The sequence below is a fragment of the Bradyrhizobium sp. Pha-3 genome (genome assembly GCF_042258325.1).
Taxonomy (GTDB): Bacteria; Pseudomonadota; Alphaproteobacteria; order Rhizobiales; family Xanthobacteraceae; genus Bradyrhizobium; species Bradyrhizobium elkanii.
Genome location: NZ_CP170151.1, coordinates 4,005,638 through 4,031,847, shown reverse-complemented (window position 1 = coordinate 4,031,847; position 26,210 = coordinate 4,005,638). Strand labels below are relative to the sequence as shown.

Genomic DNA, 26,210 nt, shown 5'->3' with positions numbered 1-26,210 from the left:
TTATTGTTACGTCGAACCCAAGAGTCCGCATGTCGAAGTCACGCACCATCGGTTGGGTTTTAGTGATCGCTGCGGTCGGCGCCGCCGGTTATTTCGGCTGGCAGAAACACACGAGCAACCAGCAGGCCGCCGAAGCCGCGCAGAAGCGCTCCGCCCAACGCCCGGCCGTTCCGGTCAAGATTTCGCCGGTCGAGAAGGCCGACTTCCCGGTCTATCTCACCGGCCTCGGCACCGTGCAGGCGTTCAACACCGTCCAGGTCCGCACCCGGGTCGATGGCCAGATCACCAGGATCGCCTTCAAGGAAGGCCAGTTCGTCAAGGCGGGTGACACGCTGGTCGAGATCGATCCGCGGCCCTATCAGGCGACGCTCGACCAGGCCAAGGCCAAGAAGGCCCAGGACGAAGCCAATCTCGCCAACGCCAATCTCGACCTGCAGCGCTACACCAAGCTCGGCGAGTTCGCGACGCGCCAGCAGCTCGACACCCAGCGCTCCACGGTAGCCCAGCTGACCGCCCAGATATCGGCTGACGAGGCCGCCATCTTCAACGCCCAGACCCAGGTGGACTACACCACCGTCAAGTCCCCGATCGACGGCATTGTCGGCCTGCGACTGGTCGATATCGGCAACATCGTCAATGCCTCGGCCCAGACCGGCATTGTCACGATCACCCAGATCGAGCCGATCACGGTGATCTTCACCGCACCGGAAGACCAGCTGCCGGATATCAAGGCGGCGCTGGCCGTGGCGCCGCCCAAGACCATTGCCCTGACCACCGACGGCAAGCGGGTGCTATCCACCGGAACCCTGGCGCTGATCAACAATCAGGTCGACACCACTAGCGGGACTGTCCGGCTGAAGGCGGTGTTTGATAACAAGGACCACGCGCTGTGGCCGGGCCAGTCGGTCTCGACCCGGCTTCTGGTCAGAACCTTGAAGGATGCCACCGTCGTCCCGGATGACGCGGTGCAGCATGGCACCGAAGGCCTCTACGCGTATTCAGTCAATCAGGAGAACAAGGCCGAGCTTCGCAAGATCAAGGTCAGCCAGTCGATCGACGGCAAGTCGGTGATCGACGAGGGCCTGTCGCCCGGACAGCAGGTGATCACCGCGGGCCAGTACAAGGTCTCGCCGGGAACCCTGGTGACGACGGCGGTGGCGAGCTCGGATCCGTCCCAGTCGAAGGTTACGCAGGAATGAGCGCCGGAATTTCCGCACCATTCATTCGCTTCCCCATCGGCACTTCGCTGCTGATGGCGGGCATCCTGTTCGTCGGCCTCGTCGCGTATCCGCTGCTGCCGGTCGCACCGCTGCCGCAGGTCGACTTCCCCACCATCCAGATCACCGCGACCCTGCCCGGCGCCAGCCCGGAAACGATGGCGACCTCGGTCGCTCAGCCGCTGGAGCGCCAGTTCGCGCAGATCCCGGGCATCGCGCAGATGACCTCGACGAGCTATCTCGGCACGGCGTCGGTCACCATTCAGTTCGATCTCAACCGCAGCATCGACGGCGCCGCCAATGACGTGCAGGCCGCCATCAACGCGGCCAGCGGCCAATTGCCGAAAACCCTTCCCTCGCCGCCGACCTATCGCAAGGTCAACCCGGCCGACTCGCCGATCATGCTGCTGTCGGCGACATCGGACACGCTGCCGCTGACGACGGTCAGCGACGCCGTCGACGCCCAGCTGGCGCAGCAGATCAGCCAGATCTCCGGCGTTGCGCAGGTCATCATCGGCGGCCAGCAGAAGCCGTCGGTTCGCGTTCAGATCGATCCTGCCAAGCTCGTCGCCAAGGGCCTGTCGCTGGAGGACGTCCGCGCCGCGATCAACATCGCCACCGTCGACAGTCCGAAGGGCAATATCGACGGCGCCACCCGCGCCTATACCATCTACGCCAACGACCAGTTGCTCACGGCGAGCCCGTGGAACGACGTCATCATCGCCTACCGCAACGGCGGGCCGCTGCGGATCCGTGACATCGGCCAGGCCGTCACCGGGCCTGAGGACGCCAAGCAGGCCGCCTGGGCCAACGGCAAGCGCGGCGTATTCCTCGTCATCTTCAAGCAGCCCGGCGCCAACGTCATCGACACCGTCGACAAGATCAAGGCGACGTTGCCCCGGCTGGTCGCAGCGATCCCGCCGGCGATCAAGATCGACGTGATCAGCGACCGCACCACCACGATCCGCGCGGCGGTCGAGGACGTCCAGTTCACCCTGCTGTTGACCATCTTCCTGGTCGTGATGGTGATCTTCGTCTTCCTGCGCAGTTTCTGGGCGACCGTGATCCCGACGGTCACGGTGCCGTTGGCGCTGCTCGGCGCCTGCGCGCTGATGTGGGTGTTCGGCTACACGCTCGACAATCTGTCGCTGATGGCGCTGACGATCGCGGTCGGCTTCGTGGTCGACGACGCCATCGTGATGCTGGAGAACATCAGCCGCTACATCGAAGAGGGCGAGAAGCCGATGGCTGCCGCCTTCAAGGGCTCGCAGGAAATCGGCTTCACCATCGTTTCGATCAGCATCTCGCTGGTCGCGGTGCTGATCCCGCTGCTCCTGATGGGCGGCATCATCGGCCGCCTGTTCCGCGAATTCGCGGTCGTGCTGGCGATGACGATCTTCGTCTCGATGTTCGTGTCGCTGACGCTGACCCCGATGATGGCCTCGCGCTTCCTGCGCGCCCACAATGACGAGAAGCACGGCCGGTTCTACCAGCTCAGCGAGCGCGGCTTCGACGCCATGCTGCGCGGCTATCAGAGCGTGCTCGACCTCGCCTTGCGCTGGAAGTTCACGACGCTGATGATCTTCTTCGGGACGCTGGCGCTGTCGGTCTACCTGTTCGTCATCATCCCGAAGGGCTTCTTCCCGCAGCAGGACGTCGGCCTGATCACCGCGACCTCGGAAGCCAACCAGGACATCTCCTTTGCCGACATGAAGCGCAAGCAGGAGGAGCTCGGCAAGATCGTCATGCAGGATCCCGCGGTGGCGACGGTGGCGATGGCGATCGGCGGCAGTGGCCGCGCCGGCAATAACGGCGCGATGTACATCACGCTGAAGGCGCTGAAGGATCGCGACGCCAACGCACAGCAGGTCATCGCCCGGCTGCGGCCGAAGCTGGAGAAGGTCGAGGGTGCCCGGCTGTTCATGCAGGCGGCGCAGGACGTCCGCCTCGGCGGCCGCCCGACCCGCACCCAGTTCGAATTCACGCTGCAGGATGCCAACCTCGCCGAATTGAACGAATGGGCGCCGAAGATTCTCGGCAAGATGCAGACGCTGCCGCAGCTGCGCGACGTCGCCACCGACCAGCAGACCAACGGCACCACGCTCGAATTGAAGATCAACCGCGACACAGCCTCGCGCTACGGCATCCAGCCGCAGCTGATCGACGACACGCTCTATGATGCGTTCGGCCAGCGCCAGGTGACGCAGTACTTCACCCAGCTCAACAGCTACCACGTGATCCTCGAGGTGCTGCCGGAGCTGCAGGGCGCGATCGACACGCTGAACAAGATCTACATCAAGTCACCGCTGACCGGCGAACAGGTGCCGATCTCGACATTCGCGACCTGGACCAGCGTGCCGGTCCGGCCGCTTTCGATCAGCCATCAGGGCCAGTTCCCGGCGATCACCATCTCGTTCAACCTGGCGCAGGGTGTTGCGCTCGGCCAGGCGACGGAAGCGGTGCAGAAGGCGATGGTCGACCTCGGCGCGCCGCCGACACTGAGCTCGAGCTTCCAGGGCACCGCGCAGGCGTTCCAGCAATCGCTGTCGACCGTGCCGCTGTTGATCCTCGCGGCGCTCGTGGTCGTCTACCTGATCCTCGGCATTCTCTATGAGAGCTACATCCACCCGATCACGATTCTGTCGACGCTGCCGTCGGCCGGCGTCGGCGCGCTCGCGATCCTGATGGCGGCCGGCTTCGACTTCTCGCTGATCGCGCTGATCGGCATCATCCTGTTGATCGGCATCGTGAAGAAGAACGGCATCATGATGGTCGACTTCGCGATCGCGGCCGAGCGCGACCAGCACATGGAGCCGGTGGCGGCGATCCGCCAGGCCGCCCTGCTCCGCTTCCGCCCGATCATGATGACGACGATGGCCGCTTTGCTCGGCGGCGTGCCGCTGATGCTCGGGACCGGCACCGGCTCGGAAATCCGCCAGCCGCTCGGCTACGCCATGGTCGGCGGCCTGATCGTCAGCCAGGCGCTGACGCTGTTCACGACGCCGGTCGTCTATCTCTATCTCGACAAGCTCTCCAACGCGTTTGCAAACTGGGGCCGCTCGCCGCCCGCCGACCACGACGCTGACGACGGCGAGCATGGATCGGTCAAGGAGGCCGCCGAGTGACTTGACTTTGCCGGCATCCCGGCACATCCGAAAGATGTCCATTTCGGAGCCGGTATCGTGAAGATTGTCGCAAAGTCGCTCTTCGTCCTGTCAACCGTGTTCGGCATGGCCCACGCCGGCCACGCCCAGACGGCCAAGAGCAAGAACGCGCCCGCTCCGGCAGCTGCTCCCGCCGCGCCTCAGGTTGATGCAGCAGCGCCCAACAATTCCGGCTGGGTCGCGCGCTGCACCAGTGCGAGCCGCGACGCCCCGCTCGAATGCGCGATGGAACAGACCGCGGTGCTCACCAAGACCGGGCAGCTCATCGTGCTGGTCAACATCCGCGTTCCCGGCGACACCCGCACGCCGGTTGCGCTGATCCAGCTTCCGCTCGGACTGAACCTGCCTGTCGGGGCCAAGCTGCAGGTCGACGACGGCAAGGCCGTCGACGTACCGATCCAGACCTGCGAAGCGCGCGGCTGCTACATCAACACGCCGATCGCCGCCGATGTCCTGAACCAGCTGAAATCGGGCAAGCAGCTCAAGGTGTCGTTCCAGAACCTCGGCAAGGAAACGATCTCTATCCCGATGCCGCTTGCCGACTTCGCGACGGTCTACGACAAGATCAAGTAGCTCCGCGCAGCGAACCAGCCGTTATCGCTATCGCTCCCGCTTGTAGAGGAACGCGTTGTCCGGCTGCGGCATGCCGATGGTCTTGTAGAACCCGATCGAGTCAGGCGCCGACAACAACAGGCACATCGATTCAGGTCCGGCGAAGCGCCGCGTTTCGGCGATCAGGCGCTTGCCGATGCCATGTCCCTGATACCCGCGATCGACCGCAAGGTCCGACAAATAGCAGCAATAGGCGAAATCGGTCAGCGCGCGCGACACGCCGACCAACTTGCCCGCCTTCCGCGCCGTCACGATCAGATTCGCATTGGCGATCATGCGCTCCATCCGGTCGGTATCCGCCAGCGGTCGCCGCTCGCCGAGGCCCGACTGGCGCAACACCTCGATGAACTCGTCGACGCCGATCGACGCTTCGCGGGCATAAAGAATTTCGTCCATCAGCTTAAACCTCTACTGCAACGAGCCGGACCACACGCGCGAGACCATGGTGGATTACGCGGGACTGATCCACCCTCATGTCGTGATGGCACACACCGCGTCCTGCATCAGGCGCAGGCCGCGCCCGGCAATCTCGTCGGGATTTCAGAGGATATCGCGCCAAGGCGGCAGATTGGCTGGGGAACCTGGATTCGAACCAAGACAAACAGAGTCAGAGTCTGTTGTGCTACCGTTACACCATTCCCCAAGAATAGTCCGTGGTATCAACAGCTTAGCTGGATGACTGGACATCTCGGTGCAGCGGGTTCGCCTGCCAAATCAGCACCCGCGCGAGTGCGACCTTCTACCCGCTTGGTCCCACGCTTGGCAAGTATTGTTGGCGGGGAATGGGCGTGAAAATCGCGGCCAGACCGCCGGCCATCCGGATGCGACCAACGACAGGCGGCGCCTTCCCCTTCGGTCGCGGCGTCAAAGGCCTCCGTGAAGGAATTCAAGAACGATGAGCGGATCGATGGCAAGGAATGCCCCGACGCTGAACCAACGGTGCCGAGCGCGATCGCGCCGATTAAGCCGTGATGCGCCCACCCATAGCTCGCGCCGATCAGCGTCCCGAGCCCGATCATGGAAACCGCCCACACGATGTGAGCGACGACCTTGAGCATCCTGATCATTCGCGATCCACCGTCGGGACACCTCCCACGCGGAAGGCCTGCTCATTCTCCAGCGATTCTGCCGACCTCTCTGATAGGTCGATCCCGCAAGCGGCGCGTTCAACCGCTGCGGCCCGCTCGTCCCTGACAAAGCGCCGCACCGTCGCGTTGCCGCGGCGGTGCACGAGGCCATACGGTTCTAGTCGGCGGATGCCCGCCGGCGGGCGTCAGTACAGCCCCCCCGTCCCTGACCGCATCACGGCCCGATCGGCGTCCGGCGAAATGCCCTCCTGGGTGCCGTCGATCACATCGGTGCCGGCGACCATCCCGGGATCATTGAACGGCGGCGCCTGGCCCGGCTTGAAGGCTTCGAGCACCACGCCCCTGTTCTGGCCAGGCGCGGCGCGCTGGCCGGTCTTGGCATCGACCAGGACCAGCCGGATGCCGACCGGCTGCTTGAACGGGGTGGCGGGCTTGTCGGCCAGCGCGAGCTTCAGAAAGTCGCGCGCGATCGGCGCTGCGGTGTGGCCGGCCTGCGCGTTGCGGCCGAGCGAACGCGGCTTGTCGTAGCCGACATAGAGACCGACCACGAGATCCGGCGAGAAGCCGACGAACCAGAGATCCTTGGCCTCGTTCGAGGTGCCGGTCTTGCCGGCGAGCGGCTTGCCGACGTCTTTCAGCGCGGTGCCGGTACCAGCCTGAATCACGCCCTCCATCAGCGAGGTGATCTGGTAGGCGGACATCGCGTCGAGCACCCGCTCGCGGCGGTCGACGAGCTGCGGCTCCGGCTGGCTCTTCCAGCCCTCCGGCGCGTCGCAGCCGCGGCATTCGCGCTGATCGTGCTTGAAGATGGTGTGGCCGTAGCGGTCTTGGATGCGGTCGATCAAGGTCGGCTTCACGCGGACGCCGCCATTGGCGATCATCGAATAGGCCGTGGCCATCCGCATTACCGTGGTCTCGCCGGCGCCGAGCGCATAGGCGAGATAGTTCGGCAGCTCGTCATAGACGCCGAAGCGCTTGGCATACTCGCCGATCAGCGGCATGCCGATTTCCTGCGCCAGCCGCACGGTCACCGTGTTGAGCGACAGCCGCAGCGCGTTGCGCAGCGTCACCTGGCCCTGATACTTGCCGGTGGAGAAGTTTTCGGGCCGCCAGATGTTGCCCTGCCCCTGGTCGATCTCGATCGGGGCGTCGATCATCATGGTCGACCCGGTGTAGCCGTTGTCGAGCGCCGACGAATAGACGATCGGCTTGAAGGTCGAGCCGGGCTGCCGATAGGCCTGGGTCGCGCGGTTGAACTGGCTCTGGTCGAACGAGAAGCCGCCGACCATCGCCAGCACGCGGCCGGTGTGCGGATCCATCGCCACCATCGCACCCGACAGTTCGGGGATCTGACGCAGCCGGTACTGGCCTTCGACGCGCTGGCCGTCCTTGCTGAAGAGCGGGTCGGCGTAGATCACGTCGCCGGGCTGTAGCACCTGCGCCACCGATGTCGGCGTCTTGCCCCTGCTCTTGGCCCAGCGCACGCCGTCCATCGTGACGATGCCGGTCTCGCGCTGCTTGCTGATGGCGCCGCCGAGCTCGCGGCCCGGCTGGAAGCCGATCCGTGCCGACTGATCGTTGCTCTCCAGCACCACCGCCATCCGCCACGGCGAGATGTCGGACAGCGACTTGATCTCGGCGAGCGGCACGCCCCAGTCACTGGTCAGGTCGAGCTTCTGGATCGCACCGCGATAGCCCTGCTGCTCGTCATAGTTCACGAGCCCAGCCACCATGGCCTTGCGCGCCATCACCTGGACCTTGGGGTCGAGCGTGGTGCGCACCGACAGGCCGCCCTCATAGAGCTTCTTCTCGCCATAGCGCTCGAAGATGTCGCGGCGGACTTCTTCCGAGAAATATTCGCCGGCGAAGGTGTGCGCGCCATTGCTGCGGTTGGTGACGGTCAGCGGCTCCTTGCGCGCCTTGTCGGCGTCGGCAGCGGTGATCCAGCCGTTCTCCTGCAGGCGGTCGATCACGTAGTTGCGGCGTTCGACGGCGCGCGCACGGTTGCGCACCGGATGCAGGCTGGCCGGCATTTTGGGCAGCGCCGCCAGATAGGCCGCTTCCGCGACGGTCAGTTCATTGACGGACTTGTCGAAATACACCAGCGAGGCCGCGGCGATGCCGTAGGCGCCAAGGCCGAGATAGATTTCGTTGAGATAGAGCTCGAGGATCTTGTCCTTGGAGTAAGCCCGCTCGATTCGCATCGCCAGCAAGGCTTCCTTGATCTTGCGGGTGAACGACACCTCGTTGGTCAAAAGGAAGTTCTTGGCGACCTGCTGGGTGATGGTCGAGGCGCCCTGCGGACGCCGGTTGGAACCGAAGTTCTGGATGTAGGCGACGCCGGCGCGCGCCATGCCGGTGTAGTCAACGCCGCCATGCTCGTAGAAATTCTTGTCCTCGGCGGCGAGGAACGCGTTGATCACGAGCTTCGGCACCGCCTGGATCGGCAGATAGAGCCTGCGCTCCTTGGCGTATTCGCCGAGCAGCGAGCCGTCGGCCGCGTGCACGCGGGTCATCACCGGCGGCTCGTAGTTCTGGAGCTGCGAATAGTCGGGCAGGTCCTTGGAGAAATGCCAGAACAGCCCTGCGACCGCGGCCAGACCAGCCAGGAACAGGATGGTGCCTGCGGTGAACAGGAACCCGAAGAACCGCAACAGAAATTTCATCGACCAGATTTCCGTGGCGAATACGTCGCTCGTTCTGAGCGCGCTGCGTGCCACTTAGGCCGCCCGGTATATCGGTCGCTCCATGGACCTGCAATTCAACACCGGAGAATTAAAGCAAGCCAGGCGTCAAACTTATGCCATAGAGCCCGGCTCGCGCCCGCAGCCAAATCGGCAGACCTCGCCGACTGGCGGTGCGGAGGCTGCATCGATCTCCGCTGCAGCGCTGCGCGATTCGCGCGCCGCGCTGATAGCGCTGTGGTCTCGCTACGGTTGCGCGGAGAGCACGTCACGAAAGAAAAGCGCGGGCGGGACGGATCGATTCTCCTATCCGCCCGCCGATTTGGGTGCTGCGACATCAGAAACCGGTGGACAGCGCCGGCGTGCCGGCCACATTAAGGATTTGTTAACTATAACTACCGCAAGTTGTTGGCATACACCGACTCGCGACGGGCTGATTTGGATGGCACTGCGCGGATTTAGACGGCCTTTTACGGCCGACCCGAATGTCCTTGGATTTCCAAGACCACCCACATCGGCCATGGGCACAGAAGCCTTGGACCTCGTCTATCAGGCGGCGGATTTGTTCCGCAGCATCGAGGACAGGGCCCGCGCCGGCGAAGCCCGCGCCGAGGCCGCCGAACAGGCGCAGCTCGAAATCATCGCCGCCACCGAGCGCAAATTGAGGGACGCGTCGCGGGCGCTTGAGGAAGCCCGACGCCGCATCGAGTCCCAACAGGAGCAGCTCGATGCGGCCGAATTCCGGGCCCAGGCCGCCGAAGCCGAGGCGCGCGAAGCCAAGCAATCCCTGGCCCTGGTCGAAGACGCGATCCGCCGGCGCCTGCTGCTGACCAGCGGGCACGACGACGGCAGGTCGACCGCCGTCGCCTGACCGCAGCGCGGATCAATTGGAGCGGTCGCCCGGATGAGCGGAGCGAAATGCGGGAGCTCAGCAAGACCCGGATATCGCTTCGCTCATCCGGGCTACGGGTTGTCGTTGGGCGTCACGCTCAATACCCCGCAGCGAGCCCCGAATTGCGGCGCGGGTCGTTCGCGCCATAGAAGCGGTTGTTGCCGACCGGCTTGCCGTCCAGCGACGGCGCCCCGATGATGATGACCGCGAGGTGGTTGGCCGGCTGCGGCGGCCCGAATTTGTGGCCCATGCCCTCCAGGATCTTCCGCGTGTCCGGCGACAGCGTGTAGTCATCGAGGTTGGTCGCCTCGGGAAGCCACTGCTGGTGGAAGCGCGGCATGTCCACGGCCTCCTGCGCATTCATGCCGTAGTCGATCGCGTTGATCATGGTCAGCAGCACGGCGGTGATGATGCGGCTGCCGCCCGGGGTGCCCATCACGATGACCGGCTTGCCGTCCTTGGAGACGATGGTCGGGCTCATCGAGGACAGCGGACGCTTGCCGGGGACGATCGCGTTGGCCTCCCCCTGCAGCAGCCCATACAGGTTCGGCACGCCGACCTTGGCGGTGAAGTCGTCCATCTCGTCATTGAGCAGCACGCCGGTCTTGGCCGCCGTCACCTTGGCGCCGAACCAGTCGTTCAGCGTGTAGGTGACCGACACCGCATTGCCGTCCTTGTCGGCAATTGAATAATGCGTGGTGTTGCTGCCCTCATGCGGCGGAACGCCGGGCCTGATGTCCCTGGAGACGCCGGCCTTGGCCGGGTCGATCGCGGCACGGATCTTCGCGGCGTAGGTCTTGTCGAGCAGCCGCTCGAGCGGATTCTTCACGAAGTCCGGATCGCCGAGATAGCTGTTGCGATCGACGTAGGCGTGGCGCATCGCCTCGATCTGGTAGTGCACCGCCTGCGCCGAATGGTAGCCGAGTTCCTTCAGCGGATAGCCTTCGAGGATGTTGAGCATCTCGCAGATCACCACGCCGCCCGAACTAGGCGGCGGCGCCGAGACCACGTGGTAACCGCGATAGTCACATTCGACCGGCGCCAGCTCGCGAACCCTGTAGTTGTCCAGATCCTCCTGCGTCAGCAGGCCCTTGCCGCCCTGGCTCGCGGCGACGATCGCCGCACCGACCCAGCCCTTGTAGAAGCCATCCGTGCCGCGCTTGCTGATCTCGCGCAGCGTCTCGGCAAGTTCGTGTTGCACCAGCCGTTCGCCGACCTGGAACGGGTTTCCATTGTTGAGAAAGATCGCGGCCGAGGGCGGATCCTGGCGAAGATCGTCGACCGCAGAATCCAACATCTGAATGTCGCCGCGATCGAGCACGAAACCGTCCTCGGCGAGTTGCAGCGCCGGCGCAATCACGTCGGCGCGCTTCATGGTGCCGTATTTCTCGCGCGCATATTCCATGCCCGCGACCGAACCGGGCACGCCGACGGCGAGATGGCCCTTGGTGGAGAGGCCGGCGACAATCTTGCCCTCCTTGTCGAGATACATGTCGGCGGTGGCGCCCTTCGGCGCGGTCTCGCGGAAATCCAGGAAGGTCTTGCGGCCGTCGGCGAACTGGATGGTCATGAATCCGCCGCCACCGAGATTACCGGCGGCGGGATAGGCCACTGCAAGCGCATAACCGACGGCGACCGCCGCATCGACCGCATTGCCGCCCCGCTTCAACACCTCGACGCCGACCTGCGTGGCAAGATGTTGCGCCGATACCACCATGCCGTTCTCGGCCGCGACTGGCGCAACCGACGCCGCATGGCCGGGACCAGGCGCCATGATGGCGATCGAGACAAGCGCGGCAACCATCCACCGCGCGCGTGCATTTGGATTTTTCATGAAGCCTCCCGGGACCTGCGCCGACTGTCGCGGCTTGCAGCGCTATCTCAACGCGTACATCTAGCAGGCCGCACGCGCGCGCACTATAGGCCCGCGCTGTCCCCGCCGCCTGCGCGCAGCCGGCTGTACCGTCTGCCATAGGCCGCATAGATCACAAGCCCGATCATTAGCCACACCGCCAGCCTGATCCAGGTGTCGAGCGGCAGGCCGAACATCAGGAACAGCGAGGTTGCAGCGGCAGCCGGGGCCACCAGCCAGATCGCCGGCGCCTTGAACGGACGCGGCAATTCCGGATCGCGCACGCGCAGCACCAGCGTGCCGATCGAGACCACCGTGAATGCGAACAGCGTGCCGATCGAGACCAGTTCGCCGACCAGCCCGATCGGCAACAGCCCGCCGAGAATCGCGGCGACGGTGCCGGCGAAGATGGTCGAGACATAGGGCGTCTGGAAGCGCGGATGGATCTTGGCGGCAAAGCCCGGCAGCAATCCGTCATGCGCCATGGCGCGAAAGATCCGCGGCTGCGCCAGCAACATGATGAGGATCACCGATGTCAATCCGAACAGGATGCCTAGCTTGATGAACGGACCGAGCCAGCCGATGCCGACCGCATCGATGCCGACGGCGATCGGATCGGGCACACTGAGCCGGTCATAAGGCACGATGCCGGTCAGCACGAATCCGACCGCGACATAGAGCGCGGCGCAGATCACGAGCGAGCCGAGAATGCCGATCGGCATGTCGCGCTCCGGCGTCTTCGCCTCCTGCGCCGCGGTCGAGATCGCATCGAAGCCGATATAGGCGAAGAACACCACCGCCGCGCCGCGGATCACGCCGGACCAGCCGAACACGCCGGGACCGGCATTCGGCGGGATCAGCGCGCCCTCCGGATTGCTCGCCGTCACCCAGTTCGCCAGCGTCACCGAGGAAGCCGCGGTGGCGAGAAACAGCGCGATCACGACGAGCTTGACCACGACGACGAAGCTGGTGAAGCGCGCGGACTCGCGAATGCCGACCACCAGCAGCGTGGTCACGAAGGCGATGATCGCCATCGCCGGGATGTTGATGACCGCACCGGTCGACGACCACGCGCCGGTGTTGACGTCGTAGGCCAGCGGCGCCGAGGTGAATTGCTGCGGCAGGTTGATGCCGAAATCGCGCATCAGACTGACGAAATAGCCGGACCACCCGATCGAGACCGCGATCGCGCCGACCGCGTATTCGAGGATCAGATCCCAGCCGATGATCCAGGCGATCAGTTCGCCGAGCGTGGCGTAGGCATAGGTGTAGGCGCTGCCGCAGATCGGCACCGTCGACGACATCTCGGCGTAGCACAAGCCGGCGAAGGCGCAGGCCACCGCACCAATCATGAAGGAGAGCGTGACCGCGGGACCGGCATTGGCGGCGGCCGCGTGGCCCGTCAGCACGAAGATGCCGGCGCCGATGATGCCGCCGATGCCGAGCGTGACCAGCTGCAACGCCGACAGCGAGCGCCTGAAGACCGGCGTCTCCGCGTCGCCGTCGGCCCGCGCCGCCTCCCGCAACAGGTCCGAGGTCGACTTTCGGTCCCAGAAACCGGCCAGAGCGTCTGTCACGCCGGGCGTCCTCCGCCGCTCGGGTCCGGCGGGACCCAACACGATCGGCAGACTATAACGCGCCTAACGTCCAGTCGTTCGCGCGCCGGGCGAATGCCGGCGCCGTTATCCACCGCCAAGCGCGGCGCAGGGCCTTATCGGCAGGGATGGCGGCGGCCGTCGCGGCCAAGGAAGGTGCCGGACGCGGGATCGAATGAACGGTAACGCGCGCAGGCGGAAGATGGCTCCGCCGCGGGCATGGCACCGTAGGCGTTCGCCGGATTGCCGCCGCGCTGCGCGGCCTCCTGGGCCTCACCCCATGGAGTCAGGGCGCCGCCGTTGATCGCGCTGCGCCCGGGATTCTGCGCGTCGAAATATGCCGGCTCCGACATCTGGGCGGCGACCGGCGTGAACGTCATTCCCACGAGCAGCATGGCGGCTGCGACTGCCCATGACCTGGTCATGCGGCCTCTCCTATCGATCAACAAACGTGTGCCGGATGACGGCCGAGCCGCCCCCAAACGGAGATAGGGACGGCAATCCTCCGGGCACAGGGGCCACGGCGTCACGATGCTGCGAGCAAGCCAGCCGTGGCCTGCCGCTCAATGGTTATGCACGTCCGGCCGCGGGTCGGAGACGAACCCGTCGCGGTTCGGCATCTTGATCGTGGCGAGCGACCTGGCGTCGAGCACCGCATTGGCCGGCACGATGCCGTTCAGGCTGAGGATGTAGGCGGAAACCGCGTAGACGTCCTCATTGCCCAGCGACTGCGGCGCGTTCTGCGGCATCGCGCGGCGGATGTAGTCGAACAGCGTCGGCGCATAGGGCCAATAGCTGCCGACGGTGCGGATCGGCTTGGGGCTCGCCAGGGTGCCCTGTCCGCCGACCAGGCGGTCGCCGACGCCGCCCTGCCCGCTGTCGCCATGGCACGCCGCGCATTGCTCGCTGAACACCGTGCGGCCGCGCTCGACGCTGCCGCTGCCCGGCGGCAGGTTGGAGCCGTCACGGCCGATATCGATATTCCAGCCGGCGATCTCGGCAGGCGTTGCCGCACGCCCGATGCCAAAGCGATCCTCGGCCTGCCCGGCAGTGGCGAGCATCGCGACCGCACTCGCAAGGAACGCCGCCTTGAGCTTACGCCTGGCCATTGGTCACCTCACCATTCGCATCGATGCGCCAGGGCCAGATCGCGTTGTTGTGGTAGAACGAGTTGAGACCGCGCACCTTGACCAATTCCGCCAGCGTCGGCTGGACGTAGCCGGTCTCGTCGATGGCACGGCTCTGGATCACGGCGGGCTTGCCGTCCCAATGCCAGGGCAAGCGGAAGCGCGTGAGCGCGCGCGTCAGCACCGGCTCCTGCAATTCGGCCTGCTGCCAGCTTTTGCCCTCGTCGAGCGAGACCTCGACGCTCTTGACCTTGCCGTGACCGCTCCAGGCGATGCCGGTAATCTCGTGAAAGCCCTGCGTGGTCAGCTTCTGCCCGCCGGACGGCCGCGTGATGATCGACTTGGCTTCCATATAGAAGGTGAATTCCCGCGACGTGCCGTCGGGCATCGGGTCGGTGTATTTCGAGGTCTCCTCGCGCGAATAGGCCGGCTCGGCGACGACCTTGAGCCGGCGCAGCCACTTCACGTTCATGTTGCCCTCGAAGCCGGGCAGCAACAGGCGCAGCGGATAGCCCTGCTGCGGGCGCAGCCGCTCGCCATTCTGGCTGTAGACCAGCATGGCGTCGTCGAGGCATTTCTCGATCGGGATCGAGCGCGTCAACGCAGCCGCGTCGGCGCCTTCGGCCACGATCCATTTGGCGCCCGCCTGCAGGCCCGCCTCGTCCAGCACCGTCTTCAGCGGCACGCCGGTCCATTCCGCACAGCTCAGGAGGCCGACGAGGTCGGAGGCCGTTTTGCCGTAGGGCTTGGTGTAGACCGGATTGCCGGAGCACTCGAGGAAGTGGATGCGCGACTGCGACGGAAAGCGGCGGATATCCTCCATCGTGAACACCAGCGGGCGATCGACCATGCCATGCAGCACCAGCCGGTGCTCGGCCGGGTCGATGGTCGGCACGCCGCCATGGTGGCGTTCGTAGAACAAACCGTTCGGCGTGATGATGCCGTCGAGCTCCTGCAAGGGCGTGCGGCCCGAGGCGGAAATATACTGCGACAGTGTCTTCGAGATGTTCTTGACGACCGCCTTCTCGTGAACCGACGGCGTGCCATAGGGCTGGCTTCCCATCGGGTCGCCGGGCGCTTTCATCCATTCCGGCACATTGGGCGGAAGATTATTCCCCTGTTCGGCGAGCGCGGTAGAACCGGCAACTCCCGACATGGCGGAGCCACCGGCCAGTGCTGCACCGGCCTGAAGGAATCGCCTACGAGACGCCTCTCGCACGTGCTTGTCCGTCGTGTGTTCGCTCATCGACGTTTTCCTCTGACGTTACCAGGGCATGATCCGGAAAAGTGCGAAGCGGTTTTCCGAAGAGATCATGCCAGGACAACAATCCAAAGCGCGATGACGATTCATCGTGCTCTGGTGCAGCCTAACACCAAACAGCTGAGGCGAAGCAATGCTCCATCGCGCATAGCCGCATCGACGGCGCGTGATGGCCGTTGTTCGACAGTCTTGCTTGCGTTCACATCCGTTCGCCGGGCAATTGACTGGCTTGCTTCACCCACGCGGTGAACTGGGCTTCGTCGAGCTCGTCGTTCTCGTGAATGTCGAGATAGCGCGTGTGCTGCTGCCTGGACTCGCCCGGCGGCACCGGATGCAGCGACGCGCCGCGAAAGAACGCCACCTTGACGTAGCGCGTGAAGACATGGATGCCGAGGAACCAGCCTTCCCCTTCCATGCCGTAGAGCGGCGAATTCCACTTCACCGCCTTGCGCACGCCGGGGACGGTATGCACGATGAGCGCGTCAAGCTTGCGTCCAACGTCGCGCTTCCACCCCGGCATCGCGGCGATATAGGCTTGCACCGGAGCGTCACCATATCCCTTGGCGATCTGCGGATTGCCGCCTGCGAGCAGACGCGGCTTTGCAGTGCCAGGCTTCACGGCGCTCTTTTTCGCACTCTTCGCCGACGTCTTCGGCGTCTTGCCAGCCATTGTGCTCGTTCTCACCGGTTCACGTCTCGCGCGCAGCGCAGCGTCTGTCCTCGCGAGCCGGATCATATCGGTTGCGCGTCGGTATTGTCGTCAGCGACCGCGCGTGTTCGCGGCGGCGTATCGACGCGCTCAGGCGGCTTTCGTGTGGCGGTCTGGCATCTAGTCGATCACGGGCGGCGTGCCGTGGGTGTGGAACGACTCGATCGTCTTCAACCCCCACGCCTGTCCCCTCTTGCGCTCTTCCTCGGCCCACACGATCGGCTTCCAGTCCGGCGCGAGGATCAGGCGTGCGCCGGCGTTGGCGACCTCGACGCGGTTGCCGCCGGGTTCATAGACATAGAGGAAGAAGGTCTGCTGGATCGCGTGCTTGTGCGGCCCGGTCTCGATATGCACCCCGTGCTCGAGAAAAATATCCGCGGCCCGCAGGATCTCCTCGCGGCTGTCGAGCGCGTAGGTGACATGGTGAAACCGGCCGCGCTTGCCGTAATGGTCGCGCGTATAGGCGAAGTCATAGCTCTTGTTCGACATCGTCATCCACATCGCGGCCTCCGTGCCGTCATTGAGCACGATCTGCTCGGTGGTGCGGCAGCCGAGGTAGTCTTCGAAGAACAGACGGTTGGCCTTGATGTCGACCGCGAGGCAATTGAGATGGTCGAGCCGCCGGACATTGACGCCGCGCGCCGGAAAGCGCTGCGCCTGGTTTTTCAGCGCGGGCTTCAGCTCGGACGGCGCTTCGTACCACTCGGTCTCGTAATAGAGCTCGATGACATGGCCGTCGGGATCGCGGCAGCGGAATGCCGGCCCCTGCCCCATGTCACCATCGATCCAGCCGATATCGAAGCCCGAGCCCTTCAGCGCGGCAACGCGGCGTTCGAGCGCCTGCTGGCTGCGCGCCCGCAGCGCCATGTGCTCCATCCCTGAAGTCTTCGACGCCGTCAGCTTCAGCGAATAGCGCTCGTAATCGTCCCAGCCACGCAGATAGACCGACTCGCCCTTGCGGCCGCTGACGGTCATGCCCATGACGTCGACGAAGAACTTCAGGCTCTCGTCCGGCTTCGGCGTCAAGAGCTCCATGTGCCCGAGATGCGCGAGATCGAAGATCGGTTCCGGCTGCTGCATGGACGGTCTCCCTCCGCGACGACGCCGGATCGACGACTTGCGGTTGGACAGGTGAGCGGCGCGTCGATTTGTACTAGTGTACAAATGATTAGGCCTCGTCAACAAATGATTGGCGGCGGCAATTGCCGCTCGCACGGCATTCCGTGGCTGGAATCACCCGATGAAAGCGGTCGAGGCAGGCGGTCAGACGACCGAGACGACCGTCTCGCGATGCGACGAGAGCAGCCTGCGGATTTCAGCCGATGACACCGGCCGGCTGAACAGATAGCCCTGCATCTCGGTGCAGCCGAGGATGCGCAGCAGGTTGCGCTGCTGCTCGGTCTCGACGCCCTCCGCGGTCGTGGTCATGTCGCTCGCGGCGGCGATGTTGACGACGGCCTGGACGATCGTGGACGACGCGCCGGTCCCGGCGAGATCCTTGATGAAGGCGCGATCGATCTTGATCTTGTCGAACGGGAAGCGCTGCAGGTAGCTCAGCGAGGAATAGCCGGTGCCGAAATCGTCGAGCGCGATACGGACGCCGAGTTCGCGCAGCTGATGCAGGATATCGAGCGCAGCCTCGTCGTCGCGGATCAGCACCGCCTCGGTGATCTCGAGCTCGAGCCGCGAAGGTGCAAGACCTGTCGCGGCGAGCGCGGCGGCGACGTTGAGTGCCAGTGTCTGGCTCTTGAACTGGATCGGAGACACGTTGACCGCGACATGAACATGCTCCGGCCAGTTCATCGCCTCGCGGCACGCGGTGTTGAGTACCCAGTGACCGAGATCGTTGATCAGGCCGGTGTCCTCGGCGATCGGGATGAAATCCGCCGGCGAGATGGTGCCGCGTTCCGGATGACGCCAGCGCACCAGCGCCTCGCAGCAACTGACCTGGCCCTCCTCGAGATGGAGCAGCGGCTGATAGTGCAGCTCGAAGCTGCCGTCGGCGATCGCCTGGCGCAGCTCGAGCTCGAGGCTGCGCCGCGCCTTGGCACGTGCGTCCATGCCGGTCTCGAAGAACCGGTAGGTGCGGCGGCCGTCGCTCTTGGCTCCGTAGAGCGCGAGGTCGGCATTGCGCAGCAATTGATCGATGTCGAGGCCGTCGGCGGGCGCAACGGCGATGCCGATGCTGGCGTCGGTGGTGATCAGATGCCCGCTGCAGTCGATCGGCCGGCGGATCGCCTGATAGATCGCAGCGAGGAGCTGCATGGTCTCGGTCTGATCGCGGACGACGGTCTGGATCACGGCAAACTCGTCACCGCCGAGCCGCGCTGCGACGTCGGGGTCCCCAACGCAGGTGCGCAGGCGGTCGGCGATCGCCCTGAGCAATTCGTCGCCGATCTGATGGCCGAGCGCGTCGTTGACGGCCTTGAACTCGTCGATGTCGATATACATGACCGCGAGCTGCTGATCCGGCCGGATCGCCCTCAGCGCCCGCTCCAGGCGCTCGCGGAACAGCACACGGTTCGGCAGGTCGGTCAGCGCATCATAATGCGCCATGTGGGCGATCTTGTTCTCGGTGCGCGTGCGCTCCGTGATATCCTGGATGGTCGCCACCCAGCCGCCTTCCGGCAGCGGCTTGTTGACGATCTCGATGGCGCGCCCGCCCGGCGCCTGCGTCAGCTGGCGCGTGGCGCGGCCAAGCTTCACGTTGCCCATGATGGCGTCGCAGAAGTCGTCGACATCGCCGTCGAACGAGCCCGTCTCCTGCCTGTGTGCGATCAGCCGGCGCATGGTGCAGCCGGGCTTGGCGACGTCGGGCGAAAGCCCGAACATCTCGATGTAGGGACGGTTGCAGATGATGATGCGCGCCGACGCGTCGTAGAGCACGAGGCCCTGCGGAATGTTGTTCACGGCAGTCATGAGATTGCGACGTTCGGTGGCGAGCCGTTCGTCGGAGATCTCGTGCCGCTTGAGCAACAGGAAGACGATCACGGCCATGATCGCGAATGCCGCCATCAGCAGGCCTTCGCGCTCGCTCCATTGCGCGGTCGCGCTTCCGAGCAGGCTGCCGACCAACAGGCCGGCACAGAACGCCAGCCCCTTGGTCGAGCCTGTGTCGGCATTTCCTGAATTGCGATGTTCGATGCGCACGCTGATCTCTCCCGGGCGCGGCATCGTTACGCAGCACAAATGGAAAGGTCGTTACAACTCGCAGTTAGCAATCGGTTACGCGATACCGGGCGACAGCGAATGACAAATCGCGCCCAATTCCCCGCAAACCTACGGAGCTGCCGATGCACTCCTCGGAGATGGTGAATCCCGCGTTAACGGAAAAACCGGGAAACAAACGCGGCTGTGCCGGAAAGCGACGATTCCGCCGCCGATGCGCGCGACAGCGCGTCATCTCGCGGCACGATAGAAACAAATCGTCACCGGGAAGGTGTAGATTTAGCCGATGCAGAACCCCGGCGATTTAACGGTTTTTCCAATCCCGGGCGGGCATATTGGTCCAGACATTTAGATTTTGAGAACGAGCCAGGCTGGAACTGTGACACCCTTCGGACGTGTGATCTCTGTGCGCGGCTCGCAGGCCCGGGTTGGGCTGCTGGCGGGCGGCCAGATGCAACTTTCAGAGATGCGAGCGACGGTCGGCCGGTTCGTCAGTATCCGCTGCGCGAGTTCGGTCATCGTCGCCATGATCACCGAAGTGACGTGCGAGAACCTGCCGGCGTCCGACGAATACATGGCGACCGCCTCGGTCGACCTGCTCGGCGAAATCCTGGGCGGCGACCGCCCGAAATTCCAGCGCGGCGTCACCCATTATCCGACCATCGGCGACAGCACCGATCTGATCACGAACCAGGAGCTGCGCACGGTCTATGCGCCGAGCGGCTCGGACCAGATCAATGTCGGCACGCTGCAGCAGGATCGTTCTGTGATCGCCTATGTCGACGTCGAGGAGATGCTGTCCAAGCACTTCGCGGTGCTCGGCTCGACCGGCGTCGGCAAGTCGACCGGCGTGTCGCTGCTGCTCAACGAGATCCTGAAGTCGCGGCCGAACCTGCGCATCTTCCTGCTCGACGTGCACAACGAATATGGCCGCTGCTTCGGCGAGCGCGCCCAGGTGCTCAACCCGCGAAACCTGAAGCTGCCGTTCTGGCTGTTCAACTTCGAAGAGATCGTCGACGTGCTGTTCGGCGGCCGGCCCGGCGTGCCCGAGGAGCTCGACATCCTCGCCGAAGTGATTCCGATGGCGAAGGGCATCTACACCCAGTACCAGAACTCCGACCGGGTCGGTCTCGGGCTGAAGCGCATCGACCCCAAGCAGGTCGGCTACACCGTCGATACGCCGGTGCCCTACCGCCTCGTCGACCTGATCTCGCTGATCGACGAGCGCATGGGCAAGCTGGAGAACCGCTCCTCGCGCATCATCTATCACAAGCTGATCTCGCGCATCGACGCGGTGCGCAACGATCCGCGCTACGCCTTCATGTTCGACAATGCCAATGTCGGCGGCGATACCATGGCCGAGGTGATCAGCCATCTGTTCCGCCTGCCCGCCAACGGCAAGCCGATGACGATCATGCAGCTCGCCGGCTTCCCCGCCGAAGTCGTCGATTCCGTGGTGTCGGTGCTGTGCCGCATGGCGTTCGATTTCGGGCTGTGGAGCGACGGCGTCTCGCCGATGCTGTTCGTCTGCGAGGAAGCGCACCGCTACGCCTCCGCCGACCGCAATATCGGCTTCGGGCCGACCCGCAAGGCGGTGTCGCGCATTGCCAAGGAAGGCCGCAAATACGGCGTCTATCTCGGCCTGATCACCCAGCGTCCGGCCGAGCTCGACGCGACCATCATCTCCCAGTGCAACACGCTGTTCACGATGCGCCTCGCCAACGACCGCGACCAGGCGCTGCTGCGCTCCGCCGTCTCGGACGCCGCCGCCAACCTGCTGTCCTTCGTGCCCTCGCTCGGCACCCGCGAGGTGCTGGCGTTCGGCGAAGGCGTGGCGCTGCCGACCCGGCTGCGCTTCAAGGAGGTGCCGCCGCACCAGCTGCCGCGCGGCGAGGCCACCATCGCCACGGTACCGTCGGTCGCCGCCGGCCATGACATGCATTTCGTCAGCGCCGTGCTGGAGCGCTGGCGCGGCGCCACCTCGCATCGCGACAGCCCGAGCGGCGACGCCAATTTCAACTCTCCCGCGCCGGCGCGCACCATGGCGCCGGCCGAGGCGCCGATGCTGCAGCCCTCGCTCGGCCTCGATCCGGACCGCTTCTCGCTGCTGAAGAAGCCGCTGCGCTAGCATCGTCGCGGCAAGGCACGATGCGCCTTGCGCCCGACCCGTCATCCACTATGGTCTCGCGTGACGCCGCATCCAGGCGGCACGCCGGAACCATCTCATGACGCAGCCGACCGCAAAACGCTTCCCGACGCCCGCTCTCGACAAGCTCCCCGAGGATATCCGCGCCCGCATCCTGGCGGTGCAGGAGAAATCCGGCTTCGTGCCGAACGTCTTCCTCACCCTTGCCTATCGCCCCGACGAGTTTCGCGCCTTCTTCGCCTATCACGACGCGCTGATGGAGAAGGACTCCGGCCTCTCGAAGGCCGAGCGCGAGATGATCGTGGTGGCGACCAGCGCCGCCAACCAGTGCCAGTATTGTGTGATCGCCCACGGCGCGATCCTGCGCATCCGCGCCAAGAATCCCGAGATCGCCGACCAGATCGCGGTCAACTACCGCAAGGCCGACATCACGCCGCGGCAACGCGCGATGCTCGACTTCGCCATGAAGGTGAGCCGCGCGGCCGAGGAAGTCTCGGAGGCGGACTTCGCCGCGCTTGCCGCCCACGGCTTCAGCGACGACGACGTCTGGGACATCGCCGCGGTTGCGGCGTTCTTCGCGCTGTCGAACCGGCTCGCCAACGTCACCGGCATGCGGCCGAACAGCGAGTTCTATATGCTCGGCCGGCAGCCGAAATAGAGGACGCCTTGGCGGACTGGAGCGAGATCATCCTGCGTCTCGGCGCGGCCACCCTTGCCGGCTGCGCGATCGGGCTCGACCGCGACCTGCGCGGCAAGCCGATCGGCCTGAAGACGCTGGGTCTCGTCAGCCTTTCGACGGCCATGGTCGTGCTGTTGGCATTGCAGGCCGTCGAGCCCGGCAAGTTCACCGACGCGGTGAGCCGCGTGATCCAGGGCGTGCTGACCGGCATCGGATTTCTCGGCGCCGGCGTGATCGTGCGGCAGGGCGACCGCTTCCAGGTCCGCGGCCTGACCAGCGCCGCATGCGCATTCTTCGCCGCTTGCGTCGGCATCGTCTGCGGCGCCGGACATTGGCCGATCGTCGTCACAGCCGTCGCGCTGGCGTTCCTGCTGTTGACCTTCGGCAAGCGGACCGAGCGGTGGCTGCACCACGCGCTCGGTGGCAAGGAGGATCAGCACAGGCCGGAAGCCGCGGCAGATCAGTCGTCGGATGCCGGCCCGCACCAGCCGGGCAAATAGACCGCGTCCTTGCTGCGGCCGAGCGCCAGTCCCTTCTCCAGCGCCTTGGCGAAATTGTTCTCCACCGTCTTGCGCGGGATGTGGCGGCGCAGGAAATCGGCCCACAGGAATTCGCTGAACGGCGTCGTGTCCTTGGCAAAACCGCCGGCCCGGCGCATCTCGCCGGCGAGGCTGCGGAACGGATCGTCCCTGAGATCCTTGATCGATTTCGGAATGTCCCTGAAGTGGCGGCGCTCGCCCTTGGAATCGTAGGGATAGACCCAGCGCTTGTTATCCATCACGCCCCAGAACACGTCACGCTCGACCATCGTGAGATCGCCGATCACCGTGACCAGGATGTCCTTGACGCCCTCCTCGTGCAGCGCCCGCGCCATGTGATGGTGATCGACCACGTAGTAGCGATCGTCGGGACCATGGACGACCGGGATCATGTGCTTGCCCAGCAGTTCGGCGCGCTTCTTGTCCGACTTGTGCTCGCGCCAGCGCTTCCGCTTCTCCGTCACCTCCTGCATGCCGACCGTCATCTGGGTCGGCCGCAGCGACAGGATCGGGACCGGTTTGACGTAAGGCTCGCGCGTGTGGGCCATGATTTATGCTCCCTTTTGACCGGCACTCCGGAACGGGTTCCACTATGTCATGAGCCCGCAGGCGGGTGAAAGAGTCCGGTGTGCCGGACTGGCTTCACGAAGCGGTGGGGCCGACGGCCGGATGGTCCGGCCTCGGGGCTGTCGATGCCCCCGGCCGTCATGCGTAGGATGCCAATGCCGGGGCGCGCAGCCTCAACCACCGTGACGGCGTTGCAGCGCAAACTGTGCATGCGCGAAGGTCGAACGCGTGTGTCGACATCGGCCTCGTCATCGCAATGCCGAGCATCCCGCGCACCGCAGCAGTCACCTCGACGGCAACCCAGTTCCTGGAGGTGATCGAAGCATGAATACCACCTCTGCGCGCACCAAGATTTTAGGTGTGAAGTGCAGCGAACATGCTAAACATAACCGGCGACGCGACCGGACTGACAACAGTGAAGACGCAGCGGCCAATTTCCTCGGATGCCGAGCACGTGGTGCTCAAATTCCGGCCGCGTACCTCGGCGCAGCCGCCCGGCAAGCGCGAGGAGCCGCTCCGATCGACTCGCCCGGCTTCCGTTGCCAACGATCTCTCTCGTTATGAGAAGCCGCGTGAGGAGCCGGACGATTTCCGCCAGCGCATGCTCGCCAACATCGCCGCCTTCGCCTTCACGGTGGCGCTCACCGCGATCGGCATCTGGCTTGCCATGAGCATCGCCGATTTGCGCAAGACCCAGGATTGCGTGCTGATGGGCCGCCGGGATTGCGCGAAGATTACGGTGATGCCGCGCAGCTAGGCTGGCCGGAACCCTGCCCAAAAACCGTCCTTGCGAGGCCGGCCAAGCTCCATTGAACTAACGGCCCTGCTCCGATATACGGGCACACGACTCCGGCACCAGCAATCGGGCATTCCGGGGCAACGCGCCCGCCTCCTCTGAGCCGACCCGGAATTACCTTCAATATATCAAAGGCTTAATGATGTCCTCCACATTCGAGCAGATCGCCAACATTATCGCGGAGACCTGCGACATCCCGCGCGACACGATCAAGCCGGAGAGCCACGCCATCGACGATCTGGGGATCGACAGCCTCGACTTCCTCGACATCGCGTTTGCCATCGACAAGGCCTTCGGGATCAAGATGCCGCTCGAAAAGTGGACCCAGGAGGTCAACGACGGCAAGGCCACGACGGAGCAGTATTTCGTGTTGAAGAATCTCGCCGACCGCATCGACGAGCTGGTTGCAGCCAAGAACGCGGGCACGGGCACGGGCTCGTAATCGCCCATCATGCAGCTCGAGATCTTTCAGCTGATCGATCGGATCGTCGACCTCAACCTCGACGCAAGGACCATTGTCGTCGAGGCGGATGTCCCGCCCGACAGCCATTCGGTGTTCGCGGGGCACTTCCCGGGCTATCCGATCATGCCCGGCGTGCTGCTGACCGAAGCGATGGCCCAGAGCTCGGGCTGGCTGATCCTCGGTCTGACCAAGTTCGAGCGCATGCCCTTCCTCGCCATGGTCAAGGAAGCCAAGATGCGCGGCTTCGTCAGCCCCGGTTCGCTCCTGACCATCGAGGCCAAGGTCGAGCACGAAGGTTCAGGCTTCGCCGTCACCTCGGCGAAGGTTCGCGTCGGCAAGGAGCTCAAGTGCAATGCCGAGCTGACCTTCCGTCATATCCCCTTCCCCAACCCGGACTTGCGCGTGCACATGGATGCGATGGCCACCAAGATCGGGTTTCCGCAGCAGGCAATGAGTCATGGCTGAGAAGGAAGTCTGGATCACCGGCGTAGGCCTGCTCTCCTCGCTTGGCGAAGGGCTGGATGCGCATTGGGAGGCGCTCGGCGCTCGGCGCGTCAATGCCGACGAGAAGCGGCTCGCGCCATACGTGATCCATCCGATCGCCCCCGTCAGCTTCGACGCCCAGATCCCGAAGAAGGGCGATCAGCGTCAGATGGAGACGTGGCAGCGGATCGGTACCTATGCCGCAGGGCTGGCGCTCGATTCCGCCGGCGTCAAAGGCAATCAGGAAATCCTGTCGCGGATGGACATGATCATCGCAGCCGGTGGCGGCGAGCGTGACCTCAATGTCGACCTGGCGATCATGAACGCTGATGCGCAGGGCAAGCTGCCGCCCGCCCTGCTCAACGAGAAGCTGATGAACGAGCTGCGCCCGACGCTGTTCCTGGCGCAGCTCTCCAACCTGCTCGCCGGCAACATCGCGATCGTTCACGGCGTGTGCGGGACCTCCCGCACCTTCATGGGCGAGGAAGCCTCGAGCATCGATGCGGCACGGATCGCGGTCGCGCGCATTGGAGCCGGCCAGAGTGACATCGCCTTGGTCGGCGCCGCTCATAACGGCGATCGCGGCGACCTCTTGATGCTTTATGCATTCGGCGATCTCGCCCTCAAGGACCAGCATAGCTCGGTCTGGGCCCGCAGGAACAACCCGGGCTTTGCCATTGGCTCCGCCGGCGCCTTCCTCGTGATGGAATCGCGCGAACATGCCGAGGCCCGCGGCGCAAAGCCGTACGCCAAGCTGACCAAGGTGGTCGCCGACCTTGCCCGACGCAAGGAGCCGGGCGCCGTGACGAAATCGCTGCACGCGTTGTGGCCGCAGCTCGGCGTCAGCGGCGACGACGGTATCCTGATCACGGGCGCGACCGGCGCCGAGCCTGCGACCGCCGAAGAGCGCGCATTCCTCAGCCAGCATGCCGGCTTTGCCGTCCGCGCCACCGGAACGACCTTTGGCCACACCATGGAGGCGCAGTTCCCGCTCGGGCTCGCGCTGGCCGCGCTGTCGATCTCGCGCGGCGCGCTCTATCCGGCCAACGACCCGACCGGGCTGGAGGTTGAAAAGACCGAAGCGCCAACCCAGATTGTTGTCCTGGGGGTCGGCCACTGGCAGGGCGAAGGCATGGCACTGGTCGAGGCCGTCAAGTAATTCGGCGCA

At 64.9% G+C, this 26,210-nt stretch carries 23 protein-coding genes, 1 tRNA gene and 1 pseudogene; 12 read left to right on the top strand and 13 right to left on the bottom strand.

Features of this window, described 5'->3' with window-relative positions; all coding sequences use genetic code 11:
* The first annotated feature begins 29 nt into the window (after positions 1-29).
* From ACE10X_RS18615 to ACE10X_RS18605, 3 genes are all read left to right on the top strand, one after another.
* Positions 30-1,199, top strand: coding sequence for an efflux RND transporter periplasmic adaptor subunit (locus tag ACE10X_RS18615; protein WP_038384080.1), 1,170 nt, complete (start codon positions 30-32; stop codon positions 1,197-1,199).
* Positions 1,196-4,342: an efflux RND transporter permease subunit gene (locus ACE10X_RS18610; RefSeq protein WP_375764451.1), complete on the top strand. Its 3,147-nt coding sequence runs from the start codon at positions 1,196-1,198 to the stop codon at positions 4,340-4,342. The genes ACE10X_RS18615 and ACE10X_RS18610 overlap by 4 nt, the downstream gene beginning before the upstream one ends.
* A gap of 105 nt (positions 4,343-4,447) precedes the next feature.
* Positions 4,448-4,954: an invasion associated locus B family protein gene (locus ACE10X_RS18605; protein WP_085970581.1), complete on the top strand. Its 507-nt coding sequence runs from the start codon at positions 4,448-4,450 to the stop codon at positions 4,952-4,954.
* Between the two features lie 27 nt (positions 4,955-4,981).
* Here the strand turns inward: ACE10X_RS18605 and ACE10X_RS18600 are convergent, their stop codons facing one another.
* From ACE10X_RS18600 to ACE10X_RS18585, 4 genes are all read right to left on the bottom strand, one after another.
* Complete coding sequence (locus ACE10X_RS18600) at positions 4,982-5,389, bottom strand: GNAT family N-acetyltransferase (RefSeq protein WP_038384077.1); 408 nt, start codon at positions 5,387-5,389, stop codon at positions 4,982-4,984.
* A gap of 173 nt (positions 5,390-5,562) precedes the next feature.
* Positions 5,563-5,636 (bottom strand) — tRNA-Gln (locus tag ACE10X_RS18595).
* 16 nt (positions 5,637-5,652) lie between these two features.
* Positions 5,653-6,060, bottom strand: a complete 408-nt coding sequence (locus tag ACE10X_RS18590) for a hypothetical protein (protein WP_080583308.1) — start codon at positions 6,058-6,060, stop codon at positions 5,653-5,655.
* 206 nt (positions 6,061-6,266) lie between these two features.
* Complete coding sequence (locus ACE10X_RS18585) at positions 6,267-8,747, bottom strand: penicillin-binding protein 1A (protein WP_375764450.1); 2,481 nt, start codon at positions 8,745-8,747, stop codon at positions 6,267-6,269.
* 553 nt (positions 8,748-9,300) lie between these two features.
* On the opposite strand from ACE10X_RS18585, the gene ACE10X_RS18580 reads away from it, so the two are divergent.
* Positions 9,301-9,636 carry a hypothetical protein gene (locus tag ACE10X_RS18580; protein ID WP_244435761.1) on the top strand — a complete coding sequence of 112 codons (336 nt, stop codon included), beginning with the start codon at positions 9,301-9,303 and terminating at the stop codon, positions 9,634-9,636.
* Between the two features lie 118 nt (positions 9,637-9,754).
* Here the strand turns inward: ACE10X_RS18580 and ggt are convergent, their stop codons facing one another.
* Positions 9,755-11,491 carry a gamma-glutamyltransferase gene (ggt, locus tag ACE10X_RS18575; protein WP_051002924.1) on the bottom strand — a complete coding sequence of 579 codons (1,737 nt, stop codon included), beginning with the start codon at positions 11,489-11,491 and terminating at the stop codon, positions 9,755-9,757.
* Positions 11,492-11,576: 85 nt separating this feature from the next.
* Here ggt and ACE10X_RS18570 point away from each other — a divergent pair, with 85 nt between their 5' ends.
* Positions 11,577-11,678: a cytochrome c3 family protein gene (locus ACE10X_RS18570; RefSeq protein ID WP_375764590.1), complete on the top strand. Its 102-nt coding sequence runs from the start codon at positions 11,577-11,579 to the stop codon at positions 11,676-11,678.
* Here ACE10X_RS18570 and ACE10X_RS18565 read toward each other — a convergent pair.
* The 7 genes and pseudogenes from ACE10X_RS18565 to ACE10X_RS18535 all read right to left on the bottom strand — a co-directional run.
* Positions 11,674-12,918, bottom strand: a pseudogene (locus tag ACE10X_RS18565) (amino acid permease); the annotation flags it as partial. The gene ACE10X_RS18570 and the pseudogene ACE10X_RS18565 overlap by 5 nt on opposite strands.
* Before the next feature lie 302 nt (positions 12,919-13,220).
* On the bottom strand, positions 13,221-13,529 hold the full coding sequence (locus ACE10X_RS18560; protein ID WP_063709667.1) for a BA14K family protein: 309 nt from the start codon (positions 13,527-13,529) through the stop codon (positions 13,221-13,223).
* Positions 13,530-13,667: 138 nt separating this feature from the next.
* Positions 13,668-14,165 (bottom strand): c-type cytochrome, encoded by a 498-nt coding sequence (locus ACE10X_RS18555; RefSeq protein ID WP_051002926.1) that lies wholly within the window; start codon positions 14,163-14,165, stop codon positions 13,668-13,670.
* A 34-nt stretch (positions 14,166-14,199) separates the two neighbouring features.
* Positions 14,200-15,477 carry a sulfite dehydrogenase gene (soxC, locus tag ACE10X_RS18550; protein ID WP_038384073.1) on the bottom strand — a complete coding sequence of 426 codons (1,278 nt, stop codon included), beginning with the start codon at positions 15,475-15,477 and terminating at the stop codon, positions 14,200-14,202.
* A 214-nt stretch (positions 15,478-15,691) separates the two neighbouring features.
* On the bottom strand, positions 15,692-16,162 hold the full coding sequence (locus tag ACE10X_RS18545; RefSeq protein WP_038384072.1) for a DUF1801 domain-containing protein: 471 nt from the start codon (positions 16,160-16,162) through the stop codon (positions 15,692-15,694).
* Positions 16,163-16,321: 159 nt separating this feature from the next.
* A complete protein-coding gene (locus ACE10X_RS18540; protein WP_038384071.1) occupies positions 16,322-17,281 on the bottom strand; it encodes a catechol 2,3-dioxygenase in 960 nt (319 codons plus the stop codon).
* Positions 17,282-17,464: 183 nt separating this feature from the next.
* Complete coding sequence (locus tag ACE10X_RS18535) at positions 17,465-19,351, bottom strand: putative bifunctional diguanylate cyclase/phosphodiesterase (RefSeq protein WP_375764449.1); 1,887 nt, start codon at positions 19,349-19,351, stop codon at positions 17,465-17,467.
* Positions 19,352-19,748: 397 nt separating this feature from the next.
* Between ACE10X_RS18535 and ACE10X_RS18530 the strand changes: the two genes are divergently transcribed.
* From ACE10X_RS18530 to ACE10X_RS18520, 3 genes are all read left to right on the top strand, one after another.
* On the top strand, positions 19,749-21,497 hold the full coding sequence (locus ACE10X_RS18530) for an ATP-binding protein (protein WP_028344602.1): 1,749 nt from the start codon (positions 19,749-19,751) through the stop codon (positions 21,495-21,497).
* A gap of 97 nt (positions 21,498-21,594) precedes the next feature.
* On the top strand, positions 21,595-22,173 hold the full coding sequence (locus ACE10X_RS18525; RefSeq protein WP_038384070.1) for a peroxidase-related enzyme: 579 nt from the start codon (positions 21,595-21,597) through the stop codon (positions 22,171-22,173).
* An 8-nt stretch (positions 22,174-22,181) separates the two neighbouring features.
* The gene (locus tag ACE10X_RS18520) at positions 22,182-22,694 is read left to right on the top strand and encodes an MgtC/SapB family protein (RefSeq protein ID WP_028344601.1); all 513 of its coding nucleotides are present in this window, start codon (positions 22,182-22,184) and stop codon (positions 22,692-22,694) included.
* Here the strand turns inward: ACE10X_RS18520 and ACE10X_RS18515 are convergent.
* The gene (locus tag ACE10X_RS18515; protein ID WP_038384069.1) at positions 22,655-23,281 is read right to left on the bottom strand and encodes a ParB-like protein; all 627 of its coding nucleotides are present in this window, start codon (positions 23,279-23,281) and stop codon (positions 22,655-22,657) included. The genes ACE10X_RS18520 and ACE10X_RS18515 overlap by 40 nt on opposite strands.
* A 434-nt stretch (positions 23,282-23,715) precedes the next feature.
* On the opposite strand from ACE10X_RS18515, the gene ACE10X_RS18510 reads away from it, so the two are divergent.
* The 4 genes from ACE10X_RS18510 (at position 23,716) to ACE10X_RS18495 (ending at position 26,201) form a co-directional block, all read left to right on the top strand.
* The gene (locus ACE10X_RS18510) at positions 23,716-24,057 is read left to right on the top strand and encodes a hypothetical protein (protein ID WP_028334297.1); all 342 of its coding nucleotides are present in this window, start codon (positions 23,716-23,718) and stop codon (positions 24,055-24,057) included.
* Between the two features lie 181 nt (positions 24,058-24,238).
* Positions 24,239-24,538 (top strand): acyl carrier protein, encoded by a 300-nt coding sequence (locus tag ACE10X_RS18505; protein WP_024582229.1) that lies wholly within the window; start codon positions 24,239-24,241, stop codon positions 24,536-24,538.
* Between the two features lie 9 nt (positions 24,539-24,547).
* Complete coding sequence (locus tag ACE10X_RS18500) at positions 24,548-25,024, top strand: 3-hydroxyacyl-ACP dehydratase FabZ family protein (protein WP_038384068.1); 477 nt, start codon at positions 24,548-24,550, stop codon at positions 25,022-25,024.
* Positions 25,017-26,201 carry a beta-ketoacyl-ACP synthase gene (locus tag ACE10X_RS18495; protein WP_304555811.1) on the top strand — a complete coding sequence of 395 codons (1,185 nt, stop codon included), beginning with the start codon at positions 25,017-25,019 and terminating at the stop codon, positions 26,199-26,201. Before ACE10X_RS18500 ends, ACE10X_RS18495 begins: the two co-directional genes overlap by 8 nt.
* The last annotated feature ends 9 nt before the right edge of the window (positions 26,202-26,210 follow it).